At 67.0% G+C, this 19,712-nt stretch carries 17 protein-coding genes; 5 read left to right on the top strand and 12 right to left on the bottom strand.

All coding sequences use genetic code 11. From position 1 onward, the window contains the following. Positions 1–59: 59 nt before the first annotated feature. The 3 genes from JFY56_RS12305 to ybaL all read left to right on the top strand — a co-directional run bounded on the left by JFY56_RS12305 (position 60) and on the right by ybaL (position 3,758). Positions 60–818: an SDR family NAD(P)-dependent oxidoreductase gene (locus JFY56_RS12305; RefSeq protein ID WP_208314040.1), complete on the top strand. Its 759-nt coding sequence runs from the start codon at positions 60–62 to the stop codon at positions 816–818. Between the two features lie 316 nt (positions 819–1,134). Beyond that, positions 1,135–1,638 (top strand): acyl-CoA thioesterase, encoded by a 504-nt coding sequence (locus tag JFY56_RS12300; RefSeq protein WP_208314039.1) that lies wholly within the window; start codon positions 1,135–1,137, stop codon positions 1,636–1,638. 431 nt (positions 1,639–2,069) lie between these two features. Next, positions 2,070–3,758 (top strand): YbaL family putative K(+) efflux transporter, encoded by a 1,689-nt coding sequence (gene ybaL, locus JFY56_RS12295; protein ID WP_208314038.1) that lies wholly within the window; start codon positions 2,070–2,072, stop codon positions 3,756–3,758. A gap of 75 nt (positions 3,759–3,833) precedes the next feature. Here the strand turns inward: ybaL and pdxY are convergent, their stop codons facing one another. Then, the gene (gene pdxY, locus JFY56_RS12290) at positions 3,834–4,700 is read right to left on the bottom strand and encodes a pyridoxal kinase PdxY (protein ID WP_208314037.1); all 867 of its coding nucleotides are present in this window, start codon (positions 4,698–4,700) and stop codon (positions 3,834–3,836) included. Between the two features lie 152 nt (positions 4,701–4,852). On the opposite strand from pdxY, the gene JFY56_RS12285 reads away from it, so the two are divergent. Continuing rightward, positions 4,853–5,287: a DUF3301 domain-containing protein gene (locus JFY56_RS12285; RefSeq protein WP_236032652.1), complete on the top strand. Its 435-nt coding sequence runs from the start codon at positions 4,853–4,855 to the stop codon at positions 5,285–5,287. A gap of 226 nt (positions 5,288–5,513) precedes the next feature. Here the strand turns inward: JFY56_RS12285 and JFY56_RS12280 are convergent, their stop codons facing one another. Further along, the gene (locus tag JFY56_RS12280; RefSeq protein ID WP_208314035.1) at positions 5,514–6,392 is read right to left on the bottom strand and encodes an alpha/beta fold hydrolase; all 879 of its coding nucleotides are present in this window, start codon (positions 6,390–6,392) and stop codon (positions 5,514–5,516) included. 408 nt (positions 6,393–6,800) lie between these two features. On the opposite strand from JFY56_RS12280, the gene JFY56_RS12275 reads away from it, so the two are divergent. Beyond that, complete coding sequence (locus JFY56_RS12275; RefSeq protein WP_208314034.1) at positions 6,801–7,082, top strand: hypothetical protein; 282 nt, start codon at positions 6,801–6,803, stop codon at positions 7,080–7,082. A 46-nt stretch (positions 7,083–7,128) separates the two neighbouring features. Here the strand turns inward: JFY56_RS12275 and JFY56_RS12270 are convergent, their stop codons facing one another. The 10 genes from JFY56_RS12270 to JFY56_RS12225 form a co-directional block, all read right to left on the bottom strand. Continuing rightward, complete coding sequence (locus JFY56_RS12270; protein ID WP_208314033.1) at positions 7,129–7,329, bottom strand: hypothetical protein; 201 nt, start codon at positions 7,327–7,329, stop codon at positions 7,129–7,131. A 214-nt stretch (positions 7,330–7,543) separates the two neighbouring features. Beyond that, complete coding sequence (locus JFY56_RS12265) at positions 7,544–8,479, bottom strand: LysR family transcriptional regulator (RefSeq protein ID WP_208314032.1); 936 nt, start codon at positions 8,477–8,479, stop codon at positions 7,544–7,546. Between the two features lie 493 nt (positions 8,480–8,972). Then, the gene (locus tag JFY56_RS12260) at positions 8,973–9,677 is read right to left on the bottom strand and encodes an NAD(P)H-dependent oxidoreductase (protein WP_208314031.1); all 705 of its coding nucleotides are present in this window, start codon (positions 9,675–9,677) and stop codon (positions 8,973–8,975) included. Between the two features lie 71 nt (positions 9,678–9,748). Further along, positions 9,749–11,167 (bottom strand): aldehyde dehydrogenase family protein, encoded by a 1,419-nt coding sequence (locus JFY56_RS12255; RefSeq protein ID WP_208314030.1) that lies wholly within the window; start codon positions 11,165–11,167, stop codon positions 9,749–9,751. Further along, a complete protein-coding gene (locus tag JFY56_RS12250) occupies positions 11,160–12,350 on the bottom strand; it encodes a pyridoxal phosphate-dependent aminotransferase (protein ID WP_208314029.1) in 1,191 nt (396 codons plus the stop codon). The genes JFY56_RS12255 and JFY56_RS12250 overlap by 8 nt, the downstream gene beginning before the upstream one ends. A 32-nt stretch (positions 12,351–12,382) precedes the next feature. Then, on the bottom strand, positions 12,383–13,612 hold the full coding sequence (alr, locus tag JFY56_RS12245; protein ID WP_208314028.1) for an alanine racemase: 1,230 nt from the start codon (positions 13,610–13,612) through the stop codon (positions 12,383–12,385). A gap of 88 nt (positions 13,613–13,700) precedes the next feature. Then, complete coding sequence (locus JFY56_RS12240) at positions 13,701–15,404, bottom strand: 5-guanidino-2-oxopentanoate decarboxylase (RefSeq protein WP_408004401.1); 1,704 nt, start codon at positions 15,402–15,404, stop codon at positions 13,701–13,703. 111 nt (positions 15,405–15,515) lie between these two features. Further along, positions 15,516–17,603: an acetate--CoA ligase family protein gene (locus JFY56_RS12235; protein ID WP_208314026.1), complete on the bottom strand. Its 2,088-nt coding sequence runs from the start codon at positions 17,601–17,603 to the stop codon at positions 15,516–15,518. A 146-nt stretch (positions 17,604–17,749) separates the two neighbouring features. After that, positions 17,750–18,910, bottom strand: coding sequence for an acyl-CoA dehydrogenase family protein (locus JFY56_RS12230; RefSeq protein ID WP_208314025.1), 1,161 nt, complete (start codon positions 18,908–18,910; stop codon positions 17,750–17,752). Positions 18,911–18,914: 4 nt separating this feature from the next. Further along, positions 18,915–19,706 (bottom strand): enoyl-CoA hydratase/isomerase family protein, encoded by a 792-nt coding sequence (locus tag JFY56_RS12225; protein WP_208314024.1) that lies wholly within the window; start codon positions 19,704–19,706, stop codon positions 18,915–18,917. Positions 19,707–19,712 lie beyond the last annotated feature (6 nt).

The raw sequence follows: 19,712 nt of genomic DNA, 5'->3' as shown, positions 1-19,712 counted from the left end.
CGCGCCGGTACTGCCTGCCGGCCTGCCGTTCCCTCTCAGGCAGGGAGACTGCACAGACAATGAGCACCCCCGTAGTTCTGATCACCGGCGCCGCCGGAGGCCTGGGCAAGGCCATCGCCCAGCGTTTCGCCCAGAGCCACTGGCGCATCGCCGCGACCGATGTCGACAGGAGCGGGCTGCACGCCCTCAACGCGCAGGTGCCGCTGGACGCCAGCGCGGTCGCCGACCTGCGCCGCGCCGACCATTGCCAGAGCCTGGTATCCGACATCCTCGCCCGAACGGGACGCCTGGATGCGCTGATCAACGCCGCCGGGGTGTGGCGCGAAGGGCCGGTGGAAAGCTTCAACGAGGACGACTTCGACCTCGTGCTGGGGGTCAACCTGAAGGCGGCGTTCTACATGTGCCAGGCGGCGATTCCCTACCTGAAGGAAAACCACGGCTGCATCGTCAACATCTCCAGCGATTCCGGCCGCCAGGCCTATCGCGGCTCGGCGGCGTACTGCGCGAGCAAGTCGGCGCTGACCATGCTCACCCGCACCCTGGCGCTGGAACTGGCCGAGCAGGGCGTGCGGGTCAACGCCATCTCGCCGGCCGACATCGCCACGCCGATGCTCGACTACCAGGCCGAACGCTACGGCCAGGGCAACCCGGACAGCTACAAGCGCGCCCTGCTGAAGGATTATCCACAGGGCAAGGCATCGCGCTTCATCCGCCCGGAAGAGGTCGCCGAACTGGTCTGGTACCTGTGCAGCCCGCAGTCCGAGGCGATCACCGGCGCCGACCTGGCCATCGACTTCGGCCTCTCCGCCGGCCGCTGAAAAGGACTCCCCGCACGGTTGCCGTTGTAGGAGCGGCCCATGGCCGCGATGGCCCGCTCCTACGGTCGGCCGGGGCAATGCCTTGTAGAACGTAGGGTGGAAAACGGCGAAGCGGATGGCCGCCCCGCCTTTCCACCATCAAGCGCGGTGCGACGGGGCGGTGGACAAGCTTCGCGTTGTCCACCCTACGAACTGACTCCACGTAGGTTGGCGCTGAGCTTGCGAAGCCCAACGGTGCCGCTGCCCGGCGGATGTTGGGCTTCGCTGCGCTCAGCACCAACCTACAGTCCTGAACCGTGATCGCGAGGCAGCAGTTATGGAACCCGGCAACAACCAGCTCAGCATGACCGTGCTGATGACCCCGGACATGGCCAACTTCTCCGGCAATGTCCACGGCGGCACCCTGCTCAAGTACCTCGACGAAGTCGCCTACGCCTGCGCCAGCCGCTATGCCGGCCACTACGTGGTGACCCTGTCGGTGGACCAGGTGACCTTCCGCGAGCCGATCCACGTCGGCGAACTGGTCACCTTCCTCGCCTCGGTCAACTACACCGGGCGCACCTCGATGGAGATCGGCGTGAAGGTGATCACCGAGAACATCCGCGAGAAGTCGGTGCGCCACACCAACAGCTGCTTCTTCACCATGGTCGCGCTGGACGACCAGCGCACACCCATCGCCGTGCCGCCACTGCAACCGCAGACCCGCGAGGAGAAGCGCCGCTACCTGCAGGCCCAGCACCGCCGGCAGTTGCGCCAGGAGCTGGAACAGCGCTACCAGGCGATTCGCGAGGAGCATCTGAGCGGCGATGACATGTCTTGATAAGAAATCCTGGCACCGGATGAAAAAACACCGCGCATCAACAGGTTAACCTAGGGTCTGTTACCGTTTCGTTCGTGGCCGCGCCGGAGCCGGTTTTTACGCGGGGCAAGGCATGAGGAGAGTAGTTTGGCATTCCCAATGAACGACGAATAACGCAGCACCGCGTAAAAACCGGCCCGGCCCTCCGGGTTGCGCGCCAAATGGCGCCATGCTGCGTTGCGGGACTTGGCAAGGGAATGACCATTACCTGCATCCCGCGCCTTGCCTGGCGCCATTTGGCGCAGCAACGCGGCTCGCGAACGAAACGGCAACAGACCCTAATCTCTGGCGAATCGACGCCTACACTCCTTCCCTGCGCGGGTTATCCCCCGTGACCCACCATCGAGCGGCCGGCAGCACCGGCGGCCGCTCCCTGTGAGCCCGGAGCCCAGATGCATCACACCCCGCTACTGACCACCCTTGCCGCCGGCTTCGTACTGGCCTTCATCCTCGGCGCGCTGGCCAACCGGCTGCGTATCTCGCCGCTGGTCGGCTACCTGCTGGCCGGCGTACTGGCCGGCCCGTTCACCCCCGGCTACGTCGCTGACCAGGCACTTTCCCAGGAGATCGCCGAACTTGGCGTCATCTTGCTGATGTTCGGTGTCGGCCTGCACTTCTCCCTGAAAGACCTGCTGTCGGTGAAGGCCATCGCCATTCCCGGCGCGGTGGTGCAGATCGGCGTCGCCACCCTGCTCGGCATGGGCCTCGCCTGGTTCATGGACTGGGAGCTCGGCGGCGGGCTGGTGTTCGGCCTGGCGCTGTCGGTAGCCAGTACCGTGGTGCTGCTGCGCGCCCTCGAACAGCGCGGGATCATCGATACCAAGCGCGGACGCATCGCCATCGGCTGGCTGATCGTCGAGGATCTGGCGATGGTCCTCACCCTCGTGCTGCTGCCGGCGCTGGCCGGCTCGCTGGGCGGCAAGTCCGACGGCAGCGACGGCGGCCTGCTGCTGCCGCTGCTGCTGACCCTCGGCAAGGTCGCCGCCTTCGTAGCGCTGATGATCTTCGGCGGCCGGCGCCTGGTGCCCTGGGTGCTGGAGCGCATCGCCGCGACCGGCTCGCGCGAGCTGTTCACCCTTGCCGTGCTGGCCATCGCCCTCGGCATCGCCTACGGCTCGGCGGTGCTGTTCGGCGTGTCCTTCGCCCTCGGCGCGTTCTTCGCCGGGATGATTCTCAACGAATCGGAACTCAGCCATGAGGCGGCGGAAAACTCGCTGCCGCTGCGCGATGCCTTCGCCGTGCTGTTCTTCGTCTCGGTGGGCATGCTGTTCAACCCGGCGATCCTGATCCAGGAGCCGCTGCCGGTACTGGCCACCTTCCTGGTCATCGTGTTCGGCAAGTCGGTGGCGGCCTATGTCATCGTTCGCGCCTTCGGCCATCCGAACAACACCGCGCTGACCATCGCCGCCAGCCTGGCGCAGATCGGCGAGTTCTCCTTCATCCTGATCGGCCTGGGCGTCAGCCTGGAACTGCTGCCGGAACAGGGCCGCGACCTGGTGCTGGCCGGGGCGATCCTGTCGATCCTGGTCAACCCGCTGCTGTTCATCGCCATCGGCCGCCTGGAGGCACGCCAGGAGCGCAAGGCCGAGGCCGCTTCAGGAGCCGCAGCACCGGTGGACCTGGACCTGCCGCCGCCGGTGCGCGAGCACGACCACGCGATCCTCATCGGCCACGGCCGCGTCGGCAGCCTGGTCAGCGCTCGGCTGCGCAAGGCCGGGGTGCCGCTGGTGGTGATCGAGGACAAGCGCGAGAAGGCCGCCGAGCTGCGCGAGACGGGCCTCTGCGTGGTGGTCGGCAACGCCGCCAATCCGGACGTGCTGGCCTACGCCAACATCACCTCGGCGCGCTGGCTGCTGATCGCCATCCCCAACGGCTTCGAGGCCGGCCAGATCGCCAGCCACGCCCGCGCGATCAACCCGCAACTGGACATCATCGCCCGCGCGCACTTCGACGCCGAGGTGGACTACCTGGAGCAGAACGGCGCCGACCTGGTGATCATGGGCGAACGCGAAATCGCCCGCGGAATGTTCCAGCGCCTGGGGCTGGATGAAGACCAAGGAGCCAGCGCCACCGCCGCGTAGGTTGGTGCTGAACGCAGTGAAGCCCAACATCTGGTGGGCATGGCAACGTTGGGCTTCGCTGCGCTCAGCACCAACCTACAGGAGCTGTGCTTCGAACCTGATGCGCGGGTGGGCAATGCGGTCCTGGGCGCGGACCAGTTCCAGCTCGTAGCTGCCGCAGGCCTGGGTTTCCAGCAGCACTTCATGCACCGCCGCGGCGCTGAATTCGAAGGCCGCGCGCGGCGTGTCGCCGAGCAGCAGGCGGGCGAGGAACAGGCCGGACATGAGGTCGCCGACACCCACCGGCTGGCGCGGGAAGGCCAGCAGCGGGCGGCGCAGGTGCCAGGTCTCATTCGCCGAAACCAGCAGCATCTCGAACACGTCGGCCGGCTTGCCCGGGTAGTTCAGGTGCTTCACCAGGATCGCCTTCGGTCCGTACGCCAGCAGGCCGCGCGCCATTTCCACGCAGTCTTCCAGGGAGGTCGGATTGCGGTCGCAGAAGCTGTCCAGTTCGAGCTGGTTCGGACACAGGTAGTCGGCCACCGCGGCGGCCTCGTCGAGAAGGAACTGGCTGACCTCCGGGGCGACGATGCAGCCCTTCTCCGGATGCCCCATCACCGGGTCGCAGACGTACACCGCCCGCGGATTGGCCTCGCGGATGCGCGCCACCACGTCGAGAATCGCCCGCCCCTGCGCCGCGCTGCCGAGATAGCCGGAGAGCACCGCATCGCAGTTGCCCAGCTCGCCGATCGCGGCGATGCCGTCCACCAGCGCCGGAATCTGCTCCGGCGGCAGCACCTGTCCGGTCCAGTGGCCATACTGGGTGTGATTGGAGAACTGCACGGTGTTCAGCGGCCAGACATTCACGCCGATGCGGCGCATGGGAAACTCGGCGGCGCTGTTGCCGGCATGGCCGAAGACGACGTGGGACTGGATGGTGAGGATGTGCGGAGTGCGCGGCATGGCGGTGTCCTACTGCAGAATGCCGCAGTATGGGGCGCAATTCGCACGCTGAAAACAACCGCCACTCGCCGCGGGTCGGTAGAGTGGGTAAGCTGGAATGCCTACCCCGGAGCGGAGCCTTGGAAGTGACTTTGGGCAACCTTTTCGCATTCATGCTGCTGGCCACAGTCGCTGCCTGGTGGTGGCGTGCCCATGGCATCCGCGAGCGCGCATTGATGCTGGTGAAGCAGCATTGCACGCGGCAGGGCGTCGAGCTGCTGGATGAGAACGTCGCCCTGCGCCGGCTGCGCCTGCGCCGCGACCAGCGCGGCCAGTTGCGCCTGGCCCGGGAGTACGGATTCGAATTCACCTCCACCGGCCAGGAACGCTACGCCGGCAGCATCGTCATGCTCGGCCAGCAACCCGGGCGGATCGAACTGGCGCCGTTCCGCTTCGAGCCGCAACCACAGGCTCCGGCGCAGGCCCCGGTCGACGATACGATAGTGGATGCGGTATTCGACGAGCCGCGCCCGCCGCAGCGCAGCGCCGAAGTGGTGCACCTCGACGAATGGCGGCGCGCCCACCAGACAAAGAAGTTCGGCGACTGACACGTAGGGTGGATGGCACCCTTCCATCCACCATTTCCTGGCACCGATGCCCGCGTAGGATGGGTTGAGCTTGCGATACCCATCATTTGCGGCATTCATGGGTATCGCTGCGCTCAACCCATCCTACGGAAGATGCTCCGCCCTACCCACCTTCCGATATCACCCCGCGCAGGGTGGATGGCGCTCTTCCATCCACCACTTCCGTTAACTCCGATCCATCCTCCAGTCACTCGTGCCCGAGCAGGAAGCGCATGGTGCGCTCGGCGCTGTCGTCCGGGAATTCCTGCATGAAGCAGTGCCCGCCCGGTACGCAATGGGCGCTGATCTGCGAGTTCTGCGCACACCAGCGCGCCACCGCCTTGGGCACGAACGGGTAGGTGTGTTCGCCGAACAGCACCTGCGTCGGCGTCACCACCTTGCCCAGCGACGGCCACAGGCGCTTGGGGAACGAACTGAAGATTTCCGCTTCGCGGCTCGGCCGGCATTTCAGTTCGACGCCGCTGTCCACTGCCTTCATCGCGTGTTCCACGTAGGCCCACAGCGCCGCATCGGTCCAGCCCTTGAAGATGCCGCGCCCGTGCAGGCCGGCGTAGGCGGCGGCGCGGTCCGGCCACTGGCTGCGCCGGGCGCGCGCCTTCTGCACCATGGTGCGGCGCTTGTGCAGGCCGAGCACTTCGGAGAGCGCCATCACGCCGATCATCGCCGGGGTGAACAACACCGGATCGAGCAGCACGGCGCGCTGGAACAGCTGCGGATGACGGGACAGGATCAGGCTGGTCAGCACCCCGCCGAAACTGTGCCCGCAGGCCATGCGCGGGACCTCGCCAAAGATTCCGCGCCCGGCCTCGAAGGCCTCCACCGCCATTTCCGCGTTGCGGTTCCAGCCGTGGAAGCGGCCGCCGTGGTCGCTCTCGCCGTGGCCCTGCATGTCGCACATCCACAGGTCGAACTCTTCGGCCAGGCGCTTGAGCATCGGCTCGTAGGCGCGGGTGCAGAAACCATTGCCGTGGATGAAGTGCAGCAGGGGTTTGCCGGACGGCTCGCTGTGCCAGCCGCGCAGGGTGAAGCCGGCGGAACTCGCATGGGACCAGGGCAGCAAGTGCATCGATTTTCTCCTTGTTGGCCGCGCAGTGTAGCGATCAGCGGCGATGCCGGACCAGTCCGGCAGGCTGCGCCAGGAGCAAAAAAGGCTCTTCGGGGATTATCGGGAAGTCAGGAAGGACGGTAAGAGCAGCTGTCTTTGCATTGTCGCGAAGCTACCCCCTCACCCTAGCCCTAGCCCTCTCCCTCAAGGGAGAGGGGACTGTTCGGAGTCGCCGGCTGGCACGGTGTACCACCTCACACCGTCGCGCCCCCTCTCCCTCCGGGAGAGGGTTGGGGTGAGGGGATCGCAACGCCGGAGTATCCGTAGGAGCGGGCCATGCCCGCGATTCGCGCCCATGGCGCGCTCCTGCAAAAGCTCCTTTCAAAAAAAAGCCGCTGGAGGTAACAGCGGCCGGAGAAAGACGTCGATATGGAGCAATCGGGAATCGGCGTCGTAGAAATCGATGGTGTTGCGAATGCCGCGCCGGCATTCGGGGAGGGGGCTGTGGATAACTCAGCAGAACAGTTGGTGAAAAACTGGCCGTTTGCTGTTACGGCAGCAACATCAGTGCAGGGTTCTCATGGTATTGATGATATCGATGTCGATAAAGCCGCCTATTGGCGAAACACTATCTCATCGTTCGCAATAATCTTCCGACAAAAATCGCCCGCACAAAAAAAGCGCCGCAGATCATGTGCGGCGCAAGACTAGGGAAATCCGGCTCACGCTCCGGACTTCCCGGGGGAACCAGGAGCGATCAGGAATCGGCGCGGCTGTCGCCAACGGTCTGGCCGGCGGTGCGTTCGGCGGCGGCGCCGGTCTGCTGGGCGGCGAGGGCTTCGTGGTTGGCCTTGACCAGCTTGTCGGCCATCAGCGGCGACTCTTCGGCGAAGCTCAGTTGAGCGAAAGAAAACGAGCACAGGGCAAGCAGGGCGGCAGCACAAGTAGTACGAGACATGGTGGAAATCCTCTCTTAACACCCGATTGGCCGGGTTGAAGAAAGGTTATTGCGTAACAGTGGTAGGAAAAATAGCCAGCCAACCAATAGAGCGTTGCCTTAAAGGCAACAATTGAGTTCCGCTCTTTGTAAAAGCCAGCCGGCTGTCGAGCGAGTGCCATCATGTCCACATCTGAAACAGGGCTATCGCCCCGGCAACTGGCTCCTGCTGGCATCAGGCCCAGTTGGACTGGTGGTTCAGCACCTTTTCGTCATCGGCGAAGGCTTTCGGCAGTTCTTCCTTGAGGAATTCCACCCAGGTGCGGATCTTCGCGTCGAGAAAGCGCCGCGACGGATACAGGGCGAAGATCTGTCGTACGTGCAGCCGATGCTCCGGCAACACCCGCACCAGCGCCCGGTGACGCAGCGCCGGAGCGGCCACGTAGCTGGGCAGCAGGCAGATGCCCATGCCGGCCCGGGCGGCGCCGGCCAGGGCCTCGGCGACGTTGACCATGAAGGTGTCGCGCGGGCGGATCACGCTTTCCTCGCGGCCCTCGTCGAATTCCCAGCCTTCCGGGAAGGTCGGGTCGAGCAGGCGCAGGCACTGGTGCTCGTGCAGGTCCTCGACGCTGCGCGGGATGCCGCGTTTCTGCAGGTAGCCGGGGCTGGCGCAGAGCACGCTGTAGATGGTGCCGAGGGTCTGGGCGACGTATTCCGAGTCGGGCAGTTCGCGATCGCGGGTGATCACCACGTCCTGGCCTTCCTCGAGGATGTCCGGCTGGCGCTGGGCCAGGGTCAGCTCGACGTTGACCTCGGGGTACAGCTCGCAATAGCGCGAGATCAGCGGGATCAGGTGCTGCTGGCCGAGGCCGGTCAGCGAGTGCACGCGCAATCGCCCGCGCGGGCGCAGGTGCGCGCCGCTGGCCTCTGCTTCTGCCTCATCCACTTCGCCGATGATCTGCCGGCAGCGCTGCAGGTAGCGCTCGCCGGTCTCGGTCAGCGCCAGACGCCGGGTGGTGCGGTGCAGCAGGCGTGCCTGGAGGTGCGATTCCAGGTCCGAAACGATGCGGGAAACCTGTGCGGTGGAAAGCCCGAGGGCATTGGCCGCTGCCGTGAAACTGCCAGCATCGACCACCCGGGCGAAGGTGCGCATTCCGTGTAACGTGTCCATTGTTGCCTACCCTGCAAAACTGATTCGCAGTATAGGTGGATTATTCCTGCATTGTTGCTGCCTAAACTGGCGCCAGGTCGCTGCAGCAGCGCTGGGCAACACCCTGTCCATCGTCAGGCTGCTGGCACACCAGCGAGCAGCCATCCCTCACGCATGCAATTCCCGGCTGTAGCGACCGATTTCTTTCCTGTTTGCCGTCGATTTGTGTGTGATTGGCGGGTTGCACCCGCCCTACCGCAAATGCGACGCCACGTAGGATTTCGATACCCATCATCCACAACCGCATGGGTATCGCTTCGCTCAACCCATCCTACGACTCGATAGGCGACACCTGTAGGAGCGGGCCATGCCCGCGAAATGACGCGGCACGGATTTTCGCGGGCATGGCCCGCTCCTACAAGGCTGCAATACCCAACACCGCCATCGTTGGGCTTCACTGCGTTCAGCACCAACCTACGCGAGTTCTGGCCCAGCCACGTAGTTGCTCCTACGCTCAGCGCGGCAGCGGGTACAGGCGCTCGTCGAACTGGTCCAGCCGCACGAATTCCAGCGGCTTGTCGCCGTCGAGATTCTGCAGGCGAGCCTGGTAGTCACGCAGGAAGCCCTCGCGGGCGTCGTTGCTGATGTAGGGCACGTGCCAGGCGATGAAGGGCGGCAGCACCTGCATGCCGGTGTAGGCCAGGGTGCCGCGCAGGATCGGCCGCAGCATGTCTTCCAGCGGGCCGTGGATGGCGCCGTCGCCGAACATGTGGTCGCGGCCGCCGAGGGTCACCGTTACCAGCGCCTTCTTGCCCGCCAGGCCGCCCTGGTCGTAGAAGCGCTTGCCGCCGTAGCAGACGCCAGACACCAGCACACGGTCGAACCAGCCCTTGAGGATGGCCGGGGCGGAGAACCAGTAGATCGGGAAGTTGAAGATCACCAGGTCGGCCCACAGCAGCTTGTCCAGCTCCTGCTGGATGTCCGCGGCGATGTTCCCGCTCTTCACCCCTTCGCGCTGTTCCAGGGCGTAGACCAGGTAGTCCGGGTTGGCGCGTTCGGCGAAGTCCTCGGCACTGGCCACCGGGTTCCAGTTCATCGCGTAGAGGTCGGAGACCTGCACTTCGTGGCCCTGCCCCTGCAGGGTTTCCTGCGCCAGCTTGCACAGGGCGGTGGAGAAGGACCGTGGTTCGTTGTGGGCGTGGACGATCAGTACGTTCATGTCTTTTCCTGCAGTATCGGAGCGGGAACTCCCCTCACCCCTGCCCTCTCCCGGGGGAGAGGGGGTCAATGTCAGATCTGGATGGCCTTGTGCTCGACGAATTCGGCGAGACCTTCCTCGCCCCATTCGCGGCCGTTGCCGGACTGCTTGTAGCCACCGAACGGTGCACGATAGTTGAATGCGCCGCCGTTGAGGAAGCACTGGCCGGCGCGCATCTGCCGCGCCAGTCGCAGGCCGTGCTCGCGGTCGCCGGCCCAGACCGCGCTGGACAGGCCGAACGGCGTGTCGTTGGCGATGCGCAGGGCATCGGCTTCGTCCTTGTACGGGATCAGGCAGAGTACCGGGCCGAAGATTTCCTCATGGGCGATGCGCATGGAGTTATCCACAGCGGCGAACAGGGTCGGCCGCACATAGTAGCCGCGTTCCAGATCGGCCGGGCGTTCGATGCCGCCGCAGACCAGCCGTGCACCCTCCTCCTCGCCGATGCGGATGTAGTCGAGCACGGTGCGACGCTGGCTGGCCGAGCACATCGGGCCGAGGAAGCTGGCCGGGTCCAGCGGGTCGCCGAGCTTCAGGGCCAGGGTTTCCGCACGGGCGATTTCCACGGCTTCCTCGTAGCGGCTGGCGGGCAGCAGCATGCGGGTCAGCGCGGTGCAGGTCTGCCCCGAGTTGATCATCACGTCCTGCACGCCATGGCGCACGGCGGCGGCCAGGTCGGCATCGGCGGAGATCAGGAACGGCGACTTGCCGCCCAGCTCCAGGCACACGCGCTTCACGCTCGGCGCCGCCGCCTGGGCGACGCGCACGCCGGCGGTGGTCGAGCCGGTGAAGGAAACCATGTCCACGTCCGGGTGACGGGACAGCGCCTCGCCGACCTTCGAGCCCGGTCCGCTGACCAGGTTGAACACCCCGGCCGGCAGGCCGATGGTGTCGATCATCTCGGCGAGCAGGAAGGCGTGCAGCGGGGTGTCCTGGCTCGGCTTGCAGACCACCGTGCAGCCGGCGGCCAGCGCCGGGGCCAGCTTGCCGATCAGCTGATGCAGCGGGTAGTTCCACGGATTGATGAAGGCGCACACGCCGACCGGCTCCTTCACCACCAGCGAATTGCCGACCTCGCGCACCTCGTCCATCCGCGCGGCCAGCTCGACGTAGCTTTCCAGCCCCTCGATCGGCCCGTCGACCTGCACCATGCGGCACCACTGCACCGGCATGCCCAGTTCGGCGGTGATCAGCGCGGCCATCTCCTCGGCGCGGCGCTTCAGCTCGTCGGCGAGGGCACGGATGTAGCCAGCACGCACGCTGGAAGGCGTCCGCGACCAGCCGGCGAAGGCGCGGCGCGCGGCATCCACCGCGCGGTTCACGTCCTGCTCGTCGCCCAGCGGCACGTGGTCGATGACCTCTTCAGTGGCCGGGTTCACCACCTCGGCCAGGCCGCTGCCGACCGGCGCCACCCAGGCACCGTCGATGTACAACTGGCGGCGCTCATGCATAGCGCTTCTCCTTCATCAGTTCGGCGGCGCAGGCGGCGATGCGCTGGCAGGCATCGCGCAGCGGCGCTTCGTCATGTACCAGGCCGAGGCGGATATGCCCGGCGGCGCTGGGGCCGAAGGCTTCGCCGGCGAGGACCGAGACGCCGTGGCGATCCAGCAGCACATCGGCGAACGCCCCGGCGGAAAGGCCGGTGGCGCGGATATCCACCATCACGAACATGCCGCCGTCCGGGCGCAGCGCGCGCAGGCCGGGGCAGCCCTGCAGGCAGTCGAGGACCAGGTCGCGGCGCTGGCGGTAGGCCTCGCGCATCGCTTCCAGCTCCGGCAGGTCGGCTTCCAGCGCGACCACGGCGGCGTCCTGGATGAAGTCCGGCGAGCCGTAGAGCATGCACAGCGCCAGGTTGCCCAGGTGCGCGGCGAGTTCCGCCGGGCCGACCACCCAGCCCACGCGCCAGCCGGTCATGGCATGGGATTTCGACAGGCTGTTGATGGTCGCGGTGCGCTCGGCCATGCCCGGCAGGCTGGCCGGGCTGATGTGTTCACCGTCGAACAGCAGCTCGCTGTAGACCTCGTCGGAAATCATCCACAGGTCGTGAGTTATGCACAGGTCGGCCAGCGCTTCCCAGGTGGCGCGCGGCAGGCTGGCGCCGGACGGGTTGTGCGGGCTGTTCAGCGCCAGCGCGCGGGTGCGCGGGGTGATGCGCGCGGCGACGTCCTCGGCCTGCACGCGGAAGCCATGCTCGGAACGCACCGGCACCGGAACCACGGTGGCGCCGCAAGCACCGAACACCGCCTCGTAGGTGACGTACATCGGCTCGGCGACGATCACCTCGTCGCCCGGATTCAGCACGCACTGGGCCACCGCGTAGAGCGCGCACTGGGCGCCGGAGAGCACGATCACCTGGTCGGCGTCCACCGCCTGGCCGCTGCGCTGCTGGTGGCGAGCGGCGATGGCTTCGCGCAGCGCGCGCTTGCCGCTGACGTCGGCGTAGTGGGTGGCGCCGGCACGCAAACTATCCACAGCCGCCTGCACGATGGGCTGCGGTGTGTCGAAATCCGGATCGCCGACCGACAGCAGCAGGATGTCGTCGCCCTGCTCCAGGCGCGCCAGGGCGCGGTAGTGGATATCCCAGGCTGCGGCGCCGTCGCCGGCTATGCGTTGGGTAAGGTGGGAGTAGCGCATCGGGTACCTCCTCGGAACGCTGGGCTGGCGAGCTATTGCTCGACCAGCACTTTCGGGTTGGCGCTGCCCCAGACCGTGTACAGGTCGGCCAGCAGCGCGCCATTGATGTCTTCCATCTCGCTCTGGGCGATCTCGCTGCCGCCCTGCTTGCCGAACAGCACCACCTCGTCGCCGGCCTTCACGTCCGGGAAGTCGGTGACGTCGACCATCAGGGTGTTCATCGAGACCTTGCCCACCACCGGCACGCGGTGGCCGTCGATCAGCACATGGGCCTTGTTGGTGAATACCCGGCGGTAGCCGTCGGAGTAGCCGACGGTGATGTTGGCCAGCCGCGACTCGCGATTGAGGGTGAAGGTGCGGTCGTAGCCGACGCTGTTGCCCGCCGGATAGGCGTTCACCGAGGCCACGTGGGACTTGAACTGCATCACCCGCTTGTACTCGGTGCGGGTGACCACGGTGTCGCCGAACAGCGCACCGCCGGTACGCACCATGTCCAGGCGCGCCTCGGGCACTTCCAGGGTGGCGAAGGAGTTGGCGGTGTGCAGGGTCAGCTTGCTGCGATCCAGCCCGGCTTCCTTGATCAGCCAGTCGGCCTGCCGGTTGAAGGCGGCCAGCCCCTTGAGCACGTCCTCGCGCTCCTCCACCGCGTAGTGGGTCATGATCGCCACCACGTCGAGGTTCTTGTCCTTCGTAACGGCGACGGCGTCGCGGCGGCCCTGCTCGCTTTCCATCTCCAGGCCGTTGCGGCTCATGCCGCTGGAGTTCAGCGCGATGTGCACGCGCAGCTTGCGGCCGTGGCGTTCAGCGAGCTCACCCGCCTGGCGGGCGAATTCAGCGTTGCCGACCATCTCTTCGACGTTGTACTGCAGTGCATCCTCGATCTCGTCCAGGGTGCCGGTGCGCACCCGCACCAGTTCGCCCTTGAAGCCGCTGGCGCGAACCACCCGCGCCTCCTCGTTGCTGGCGACGGCGACGCAGGGCACGTCCATGGCGATCACCGACGGCATCAGCAGGCCGATGCCGTGGCCGTAGGCGTCCGCCTTGAGCACCGCGCACAGCTTCGACTTGCCGCCGAGTTCCGCCTGCAGGGTGCGGATGTTGTGCTCGAAGGCGGCCTTGTTGATTTCCACCCAGGCGTTGCTGACCTGCGCGGTCAGTTGCGACGTGCCGTTGTCCAGCGACATCGGCGGCGCCGCGTGGGCCTGGCCTTGCCAGAGCACGAGACCGAGGGACAGGGCGAGCAGAGAACGGCTGAAAGGCATGGTTGTATCTCCTGTAACGGCGACCTTACGGCCTCCTTGTTGTGCAGTTGCGCCGCCCCGCGACTGGCAGGGAGGCGGGCTCGCCCGATCAATGGGCGCAGGCGTGTTTCAGTTCGATCAGGGTGACGCCGGGCTGTGCAAAACCTTCGCGCAGGTCGCTTTCCAGCGCGTCGAGGTTCTGCGGCTGGCGCACGGTGCAGCCATAGGCCCTGGCCAGCAGGGCGAAGTCCGGGTTGCGCGGCAGCACGCCGATCGGCTCGATGTCGAGGCCGATCATGTCGTCGCGGATCTGCCCCAGCGCATCGTTGTTCCACAGCAGCACCACCAGCGGGCTGTCCAGCTCTTCCACGGCGGTCGCCAGTTCCTGCGCGGTGTAGAGGAAGCCGCCGTCACCGACCAGCACCAGGCCGGGACGCTCGGGCGCGCCGAACTTGGCGCCGATGCCGGCCGGCACGCCGTAGCCGAGGGTGCCGTAGCCGGTCGGGTGCAGCCAGCCGCGCGGGGCCTTGCTGGGGAACAGGTAGTTGCCGGTATAGGCCAGCTGGGTCATGTCGCTGCTGATGAAGGCGTTGTCCGGCAGCGCATTGGCGATGCGTTCGAGAATCGACTTGTGGATAAGTTGCAGCGGCGCATGGCTGGCTTCCAGTTGCGCTTTCAGCTGGGCAACCCGTTGCTGCGCGGTCGTGGCATCGCGTGTGGATAACTTCAGCCCGGCCAGCAGTGCGTCTACGCTGGCCTGCGCGTCGCCGTGCAGCGCCACGCTGCAGGGATAGAAATCGTTGAACTTGCGCGAATCGATGTCGATGCGGATCAGCTCGCCATTCAGCGGTAGGCGCTCGCGCCAGAAGTCGGTGTCGGCCATTTCGGTGCCGACCGCGAGAACCACATCGGCCTCGGCGATCATGTCCCAACCAGCCTGGGTGCACAGGGTCGAACCGGCATTCAGCGGCGCCTGCGGCGGCAGCAGGCCCTTGCCGGCGACGCTGGTGAACAGCGGCGCGGCCAGTTGTTCGCTGAGCGCGGCCAGCGCCTCGGCGGCATGCAGGGCGCCGCCACCAGCGATGATCATCGGCTTCTTCGCGGCGGCGAGTTTATCCACAGCCTGCTGGATGGCTGTGGACGATGCCGGGCCACGACCCGGACGGCGGACCACTTCAGCGCTCCAGTCGCGGGCCACCGGGGCGGCGAGCACGTCCAGCGGAACGGAGATATGCACAGGGCGCGGACGCTCGCTGTCGAACACGGCGTAGGCGCGGGCGATCAGCTCGGGCAGATCCTCCGCGCTCAAGGCGACAGCCGAGAAGGCGGTGATCGGCGCGGTCATGGCGCGCTGGTCCTGGGTTTCGTGCAGGCACCCCCAGCCCTTGCCGAGGCTGGCGGTGTGGTTGACGCTGGAAATCACCAGCATCGGCACCGAGTCGGCGTAGGCCTGGCCGATGGCGGTGGCGGCGTTGGTCACGCCCGGGCCGGTGATGACGAAGCACACGCCCGGCTTGCCGCTGACGCGAGCGTAGCCATCGGCCATGAAGCCGGCGCCCTGCTCGTGACGGGTCAGCACATGGCGGATGCCGCTGCCGGGCAGACCGCGATAGAGCTCCAGGGTGTGCACGCCGGGAATGCCGAAGACGGTGTCGACGCCGTAGTTGGCGAGCAGGCGGACGAGTGCCTGGCCGCCGGTGAGGTTTTTGTTGTTCTGCATGGTCATTCCTCGAATCTTGTGCGTTGCCTTATGGGAGCATCGGCGTTGCGGCTCCCTCACCCCAGCCCTCTCCCGGAGGGAGAGGGGGCGCATTGGCGTGGACGGACATACCGTGCCAGCCGGCCGCTCCGGAAAGTCCCCTCTCCCCGAGGGAGAGGGTTAGGGTGAGGGGGAAGCATCGCGACGATGCAAAGCCCAGGTCTGTCATTCAGCGATACGGATCAGCGCATCCACCGCCACCGCGCCATCGGCGCAGGCCAGCAGCGGGTTCACATCCAGTTCCAGCAGCGAATCGACGTGTTCGCAGGCGTAGTCGGCGACCGCGCGGACAGCTTCCACCAGCGCGTCCAGGTCCACCGCCGGGCGGCCACGGAAGCCGGTGAGCAGCGGCGCGCTGCGCAGGCTCAGCAGGGCATCGCGGATCGCCGCGTCGGTGGTCGGCAGCAGCAGGCTGCGGCTGTCCTTGAGCAGCTCGACGAGGATGCCGCCGGCGCCGATCACCAGCGCCAGGCCGAAGCCGGGCTCGCGCTTGATACCGACGATCAGCTCGGCCAGCGGCGGGGTGGCCATGCGTTCCAGCAGCACCTGGTCGAAGGCGACCTGGGGCGCATGGCGGGCAAGGTTCTCGCGCATGGTCAGCAGCGCCGCTTCCAGCGCGGCCTCGTTGCGCAGGTTGAGCATCACGCCGCCGGCTTCGGTCTTGTGCGGCAGGTCAGCGCTGACCGCCTTGAGCACCAGCGGGAAGCCGAGATCGACGGCCGCCTCGCGGGCCTGTCCCGGAGTGGTCAGGACGGCAGCGGGCAGCGGTACGCCGAAGGGCTTCAGCGCCTGCTTGGATTGCCACTCGTCGAGCAGCCGGCCCTGGCCGTCCAGCGCCAGCGGGCAGAGCGGCACGCGGGCTGCTTCGCCACGCTCCAGCAGGGCTTCGCGGCGCTGGCGGTAATGGGCGATGCGGCCCCAGGCGGCGAGGCCGTCTTCCACACCTTGCAAGGCAGCGACGCCGTGGCTGTGCAGCAGCTCGCGGGCATGGGCCGGCAGCAGTTCGGGGAAGGCCGAGGCGATGAAGCCGACCTTGTCGTGGCGCTTCAGCGCGGCGCAGTACAGCTCCAGCAGCAGATCGCACTGCGCGCGTTCGCCGGTTTCCTCGCCGGGGTAGTCGAGCACCAGCAGCGCGGCGTCGGCCGGCGTGCGCAGGGCGCTGTCGAGCATCTTCTGCAGCGCCGGGCCGTCGCCCCAGATGGCGGTGGTGAAGTCCAGCGGGTTGGCGATGTTGGCGTAGTCCGGCAGCACCTCGGCCAGTTCGGCGCGCTGCGCGTCGACCAGCTTGGGCAGCGGCAGGCCGTTGCGTTCGGCGTAGTCGGCGATCAGCCCGGCGTCGCCACCGGAGCAGGCCAGCGCGGCCAGGCTCGGGCCGGCCGGCAGGTTGCCGCAGGCGGCGGCCTTGAGGGTTTCCATGAAGCTGACCGGGCCGCTCACGCGGATCACGCCGAGGCGGTCGAACAGCGCGTCGTACAACGCATCGGAGCCGGCCAGCGAACTGGTGTGGCTGAGCGCCAGTTCGGCGCCGATCTCGGAAACGCCGGTCTTCAGGGCGATCACCGGGATGCCCTTCTGCAGCGCCTTGTAGGCGGCGCGGGCGAAGCCGGGGACGTTCTTCAGGCCTTCCAGGTGCAGGCCGATGGCAGTGACGCGCGGCTCGTCGAGCAGCACGTCCATCAGTTCGGCGACGCCCAGCTGTGCCTGGTTGCCGACCGAAGCCATGTAGGCCACCGGCAGCGAGCGGTCGCTCATCGAGACGTTGTAGGCGAAGTTGCCGCTCTGGGTCAGCACCGCCACGCCTTTCTCGACGATATGGCCGCCATGGGCCACCGGCCACAGCGCGGCGCCGTGCAGGTAGTCGAGCAGGCCGTAGCAGTTCGGCCCGAGCAGGGCCATGTCGCCGGCCGCTTCCAGCAGACGCTTCTGCAGGGCCTCGCCTTCCTCGCCGGTTTCGGCGTAGCCGGAGGCGTAGCAGATGGCACCGCCCGCGCCCTTCTCCGCCAGTTCGGCGACGGCGCTGACAGTCAGCTCACGGTTGGTGGCGATGAATACGGCATCCGGACCAGCCGGCAGGTCGGCGACGCTGCGTACGCAGGGCACGCCTTCCAGCTCGTCGTGCTGCGGATTGGCCAGCCACATTTCGCCCTTGAAGCCGCCCTCGGCGCAGCGCTTGAGGGCGCGGGCCATGCTGCGGCCGCCGATGAAGGCGAGGTGTTTCGGCGCCAGCAGGCGCTGGAGGTTTTCTCTGTTCATATCGGATCTCGGCATAGGTTTGCCCTCACCCCAGCCCCGCTCCGCGCCCCGGCCTGATCGCTTCGCGCTCAGGCGCTCATCGGCACCGGAAGCGATGCTTCCAAAAGCGTGCCTCTTCGCCCCAGAGGGAGAGGGGTGAAAAGGTGTCAACGCAGCAACGGCCGCAGCAGTTCGCGGGAGATGATGTGGCGCTGGATTTCCGAGGTGCCTTCCCAGATCCGCTCGATCCGCGCGTTGCGCCAGATGCGCTCCACCGGGCCTTCGTCCATCAGGCCCATGCCGCCGAAGATCTGCACCGCTTCGTCGGCGACCTTGCCCAGCGTCTCGCTGGCGAACAGTTTGGCCATGCCGGCCTCGCCGTCGGTCATCGTGCCCTGGTCCATCTTCCAGGCGGTGTGCAGGGTGATCAGCTCGGCGGCGCGGATTTGCGTGGCCATGTCGGCGAGCTTGAAGGAGATGCCCTGGTAGGTGCCGATCGCCTGGCCGAACTGCTTGCGGTCGGCCGCCCATTGCAGGGATACGTCCAGCGCGCGCTGGGCCTGGCCGACGCAGTTGGCGGCAACCATCACGCGGCCGGCAGTCAGCCAGGCGTTGGCCACTTCCCAGCCCTTGCCGACTTCGCCGAGGACTTTCGAGGCCGGTACGCGGCAGTCGTCGAAGAACATCTCGTAGGTGTGGTAGCCGCGGTTGCTCACGCATTTCGGGCCACGGCGGATGGTCATGCCGGGAGTGCCCTTGTCGACCAGGAAGGCGGTCACGGCGTTGCGCTTCTTGCCGTTGTGCTCGTAGGTGTCGGTCACCGCGAAGACGATGGCGAAGTCGGCGTGGCCGGCATGGCTGATGAAGTGCTTGCTGCCATTGATGACGAATTCGTCACCGTCACGGGCGGCACGGGTCTTGATCGAGTTGGCGTCGGAACCGGCGCCCGGCTCGGTGAGGGCGAAGCAGTCGATCTTCTCGCCCTGCACGACGGGCAGCAGGTAGTCGTTGATCTGGTCGCCCTTGCAGGCCATGAGGATCTTCGACGGGCGCGCGACGAACACGTGCAGCGCCCAGGAGACTTTCGACAGCTCACGCTCGATCAGCGCCTGGGACAGGTAGTCGAGGCTGCCGCCGCCGACTTCCTCGGGCATGTTGAAGGCGTAGAAACCGGCGGCGATGGCCTTGCCGCGAATCTGCGCGGCCAGCTCCGGCGATACCGCATCGGCGCGGTCCACTTCTTCCTCGTAGGGCAGCAGTTCCTTCTCGACGAAGGCCTTGACCGCCTCGACGAGCATTTCCTGTTCCTGGGTCAGTTGGAAGTCCATGGGATTACCTGCCGGTGAAGTTGGGGGAACGTTTTTCCGCCACGGCGCGCAGCGCTTCGGCGGCATCTTCGCTGCGACCGCAGAGCAGCCCGGCGGCCTGTTCGGCTTCCAGCTGCTGGGTCAGCGAGCGGTTGGCGCCATCGCGAATCAGGCGCTTGGTCTGGGCGAAGGCGAAGGTCGGGCCGGCGGCCAGGCGCGCGGCGAATTCGGCGACGCTGGCGAGCAGTTGCTCATCGGCGACCACTTCGCCGACCAGGCCGGCGGCCAGGGCGCGCTCGGCGTTCCACAGCTCGTCGAGGAACAGCAGGCGCTTGGCCGCTTCGCTGCCGATCAGACGCGGCAGGTGCCAGCTGGCGCCGGCGTCCGGGCAGTAGGCCATGCCGGTGTAGCCGGCCTTGAAGCGTGCCGAGGCGCCGGCGATGCGGAAGTCGCAGCAGAGCGTCAGGTCCATCCCGGCGCCGACGGCGGTGCCGTTGACGGCGGCGATGGTCGGCTTGTCCAGGCTGTGCAGGCGGCCCATCAGGGCGTGGGCGGTTTCGGTCCAGCCGTAGGTTTCCAGCTCGCCACGGGCTTCCGCCTCGGCCCATTCGGCAAGATCGGCTCCGGCGCAGAAACTGCGGCCGCTACCGGTCAGCACCACCACGCGCACGGCGGGGTCGGTGGCACAGGCATCGAGCTGGGCATGCAGGGCCTTCAGGGTGGGAACGTCCAGCGCGTTGCGCTGTTCCGGGCGGTTCAGGGTGATCCAGGCGATGCCGCCTTCGACCCGGCTGGAGAGAGAAGAAACGTGAGTCATGCTGCC

The sequence above is a fragment of the Pseudomonas schmalbachii genome (assembly GCF_017589465.1).
In the GTDB taxonomy this organism is placed as follows: domain Bacteria; phylum Pseudomonadota; class Gammaproteobacteria; order Pseudomonadales; family Pseudomonadaceae; genus Pseudomonas; species Pseudomonas schmalbachii.
Note: the sequence above shows the minus strand (reverse complement) of the source record. Positions and strands in the feature narration are given on the sequence as shown.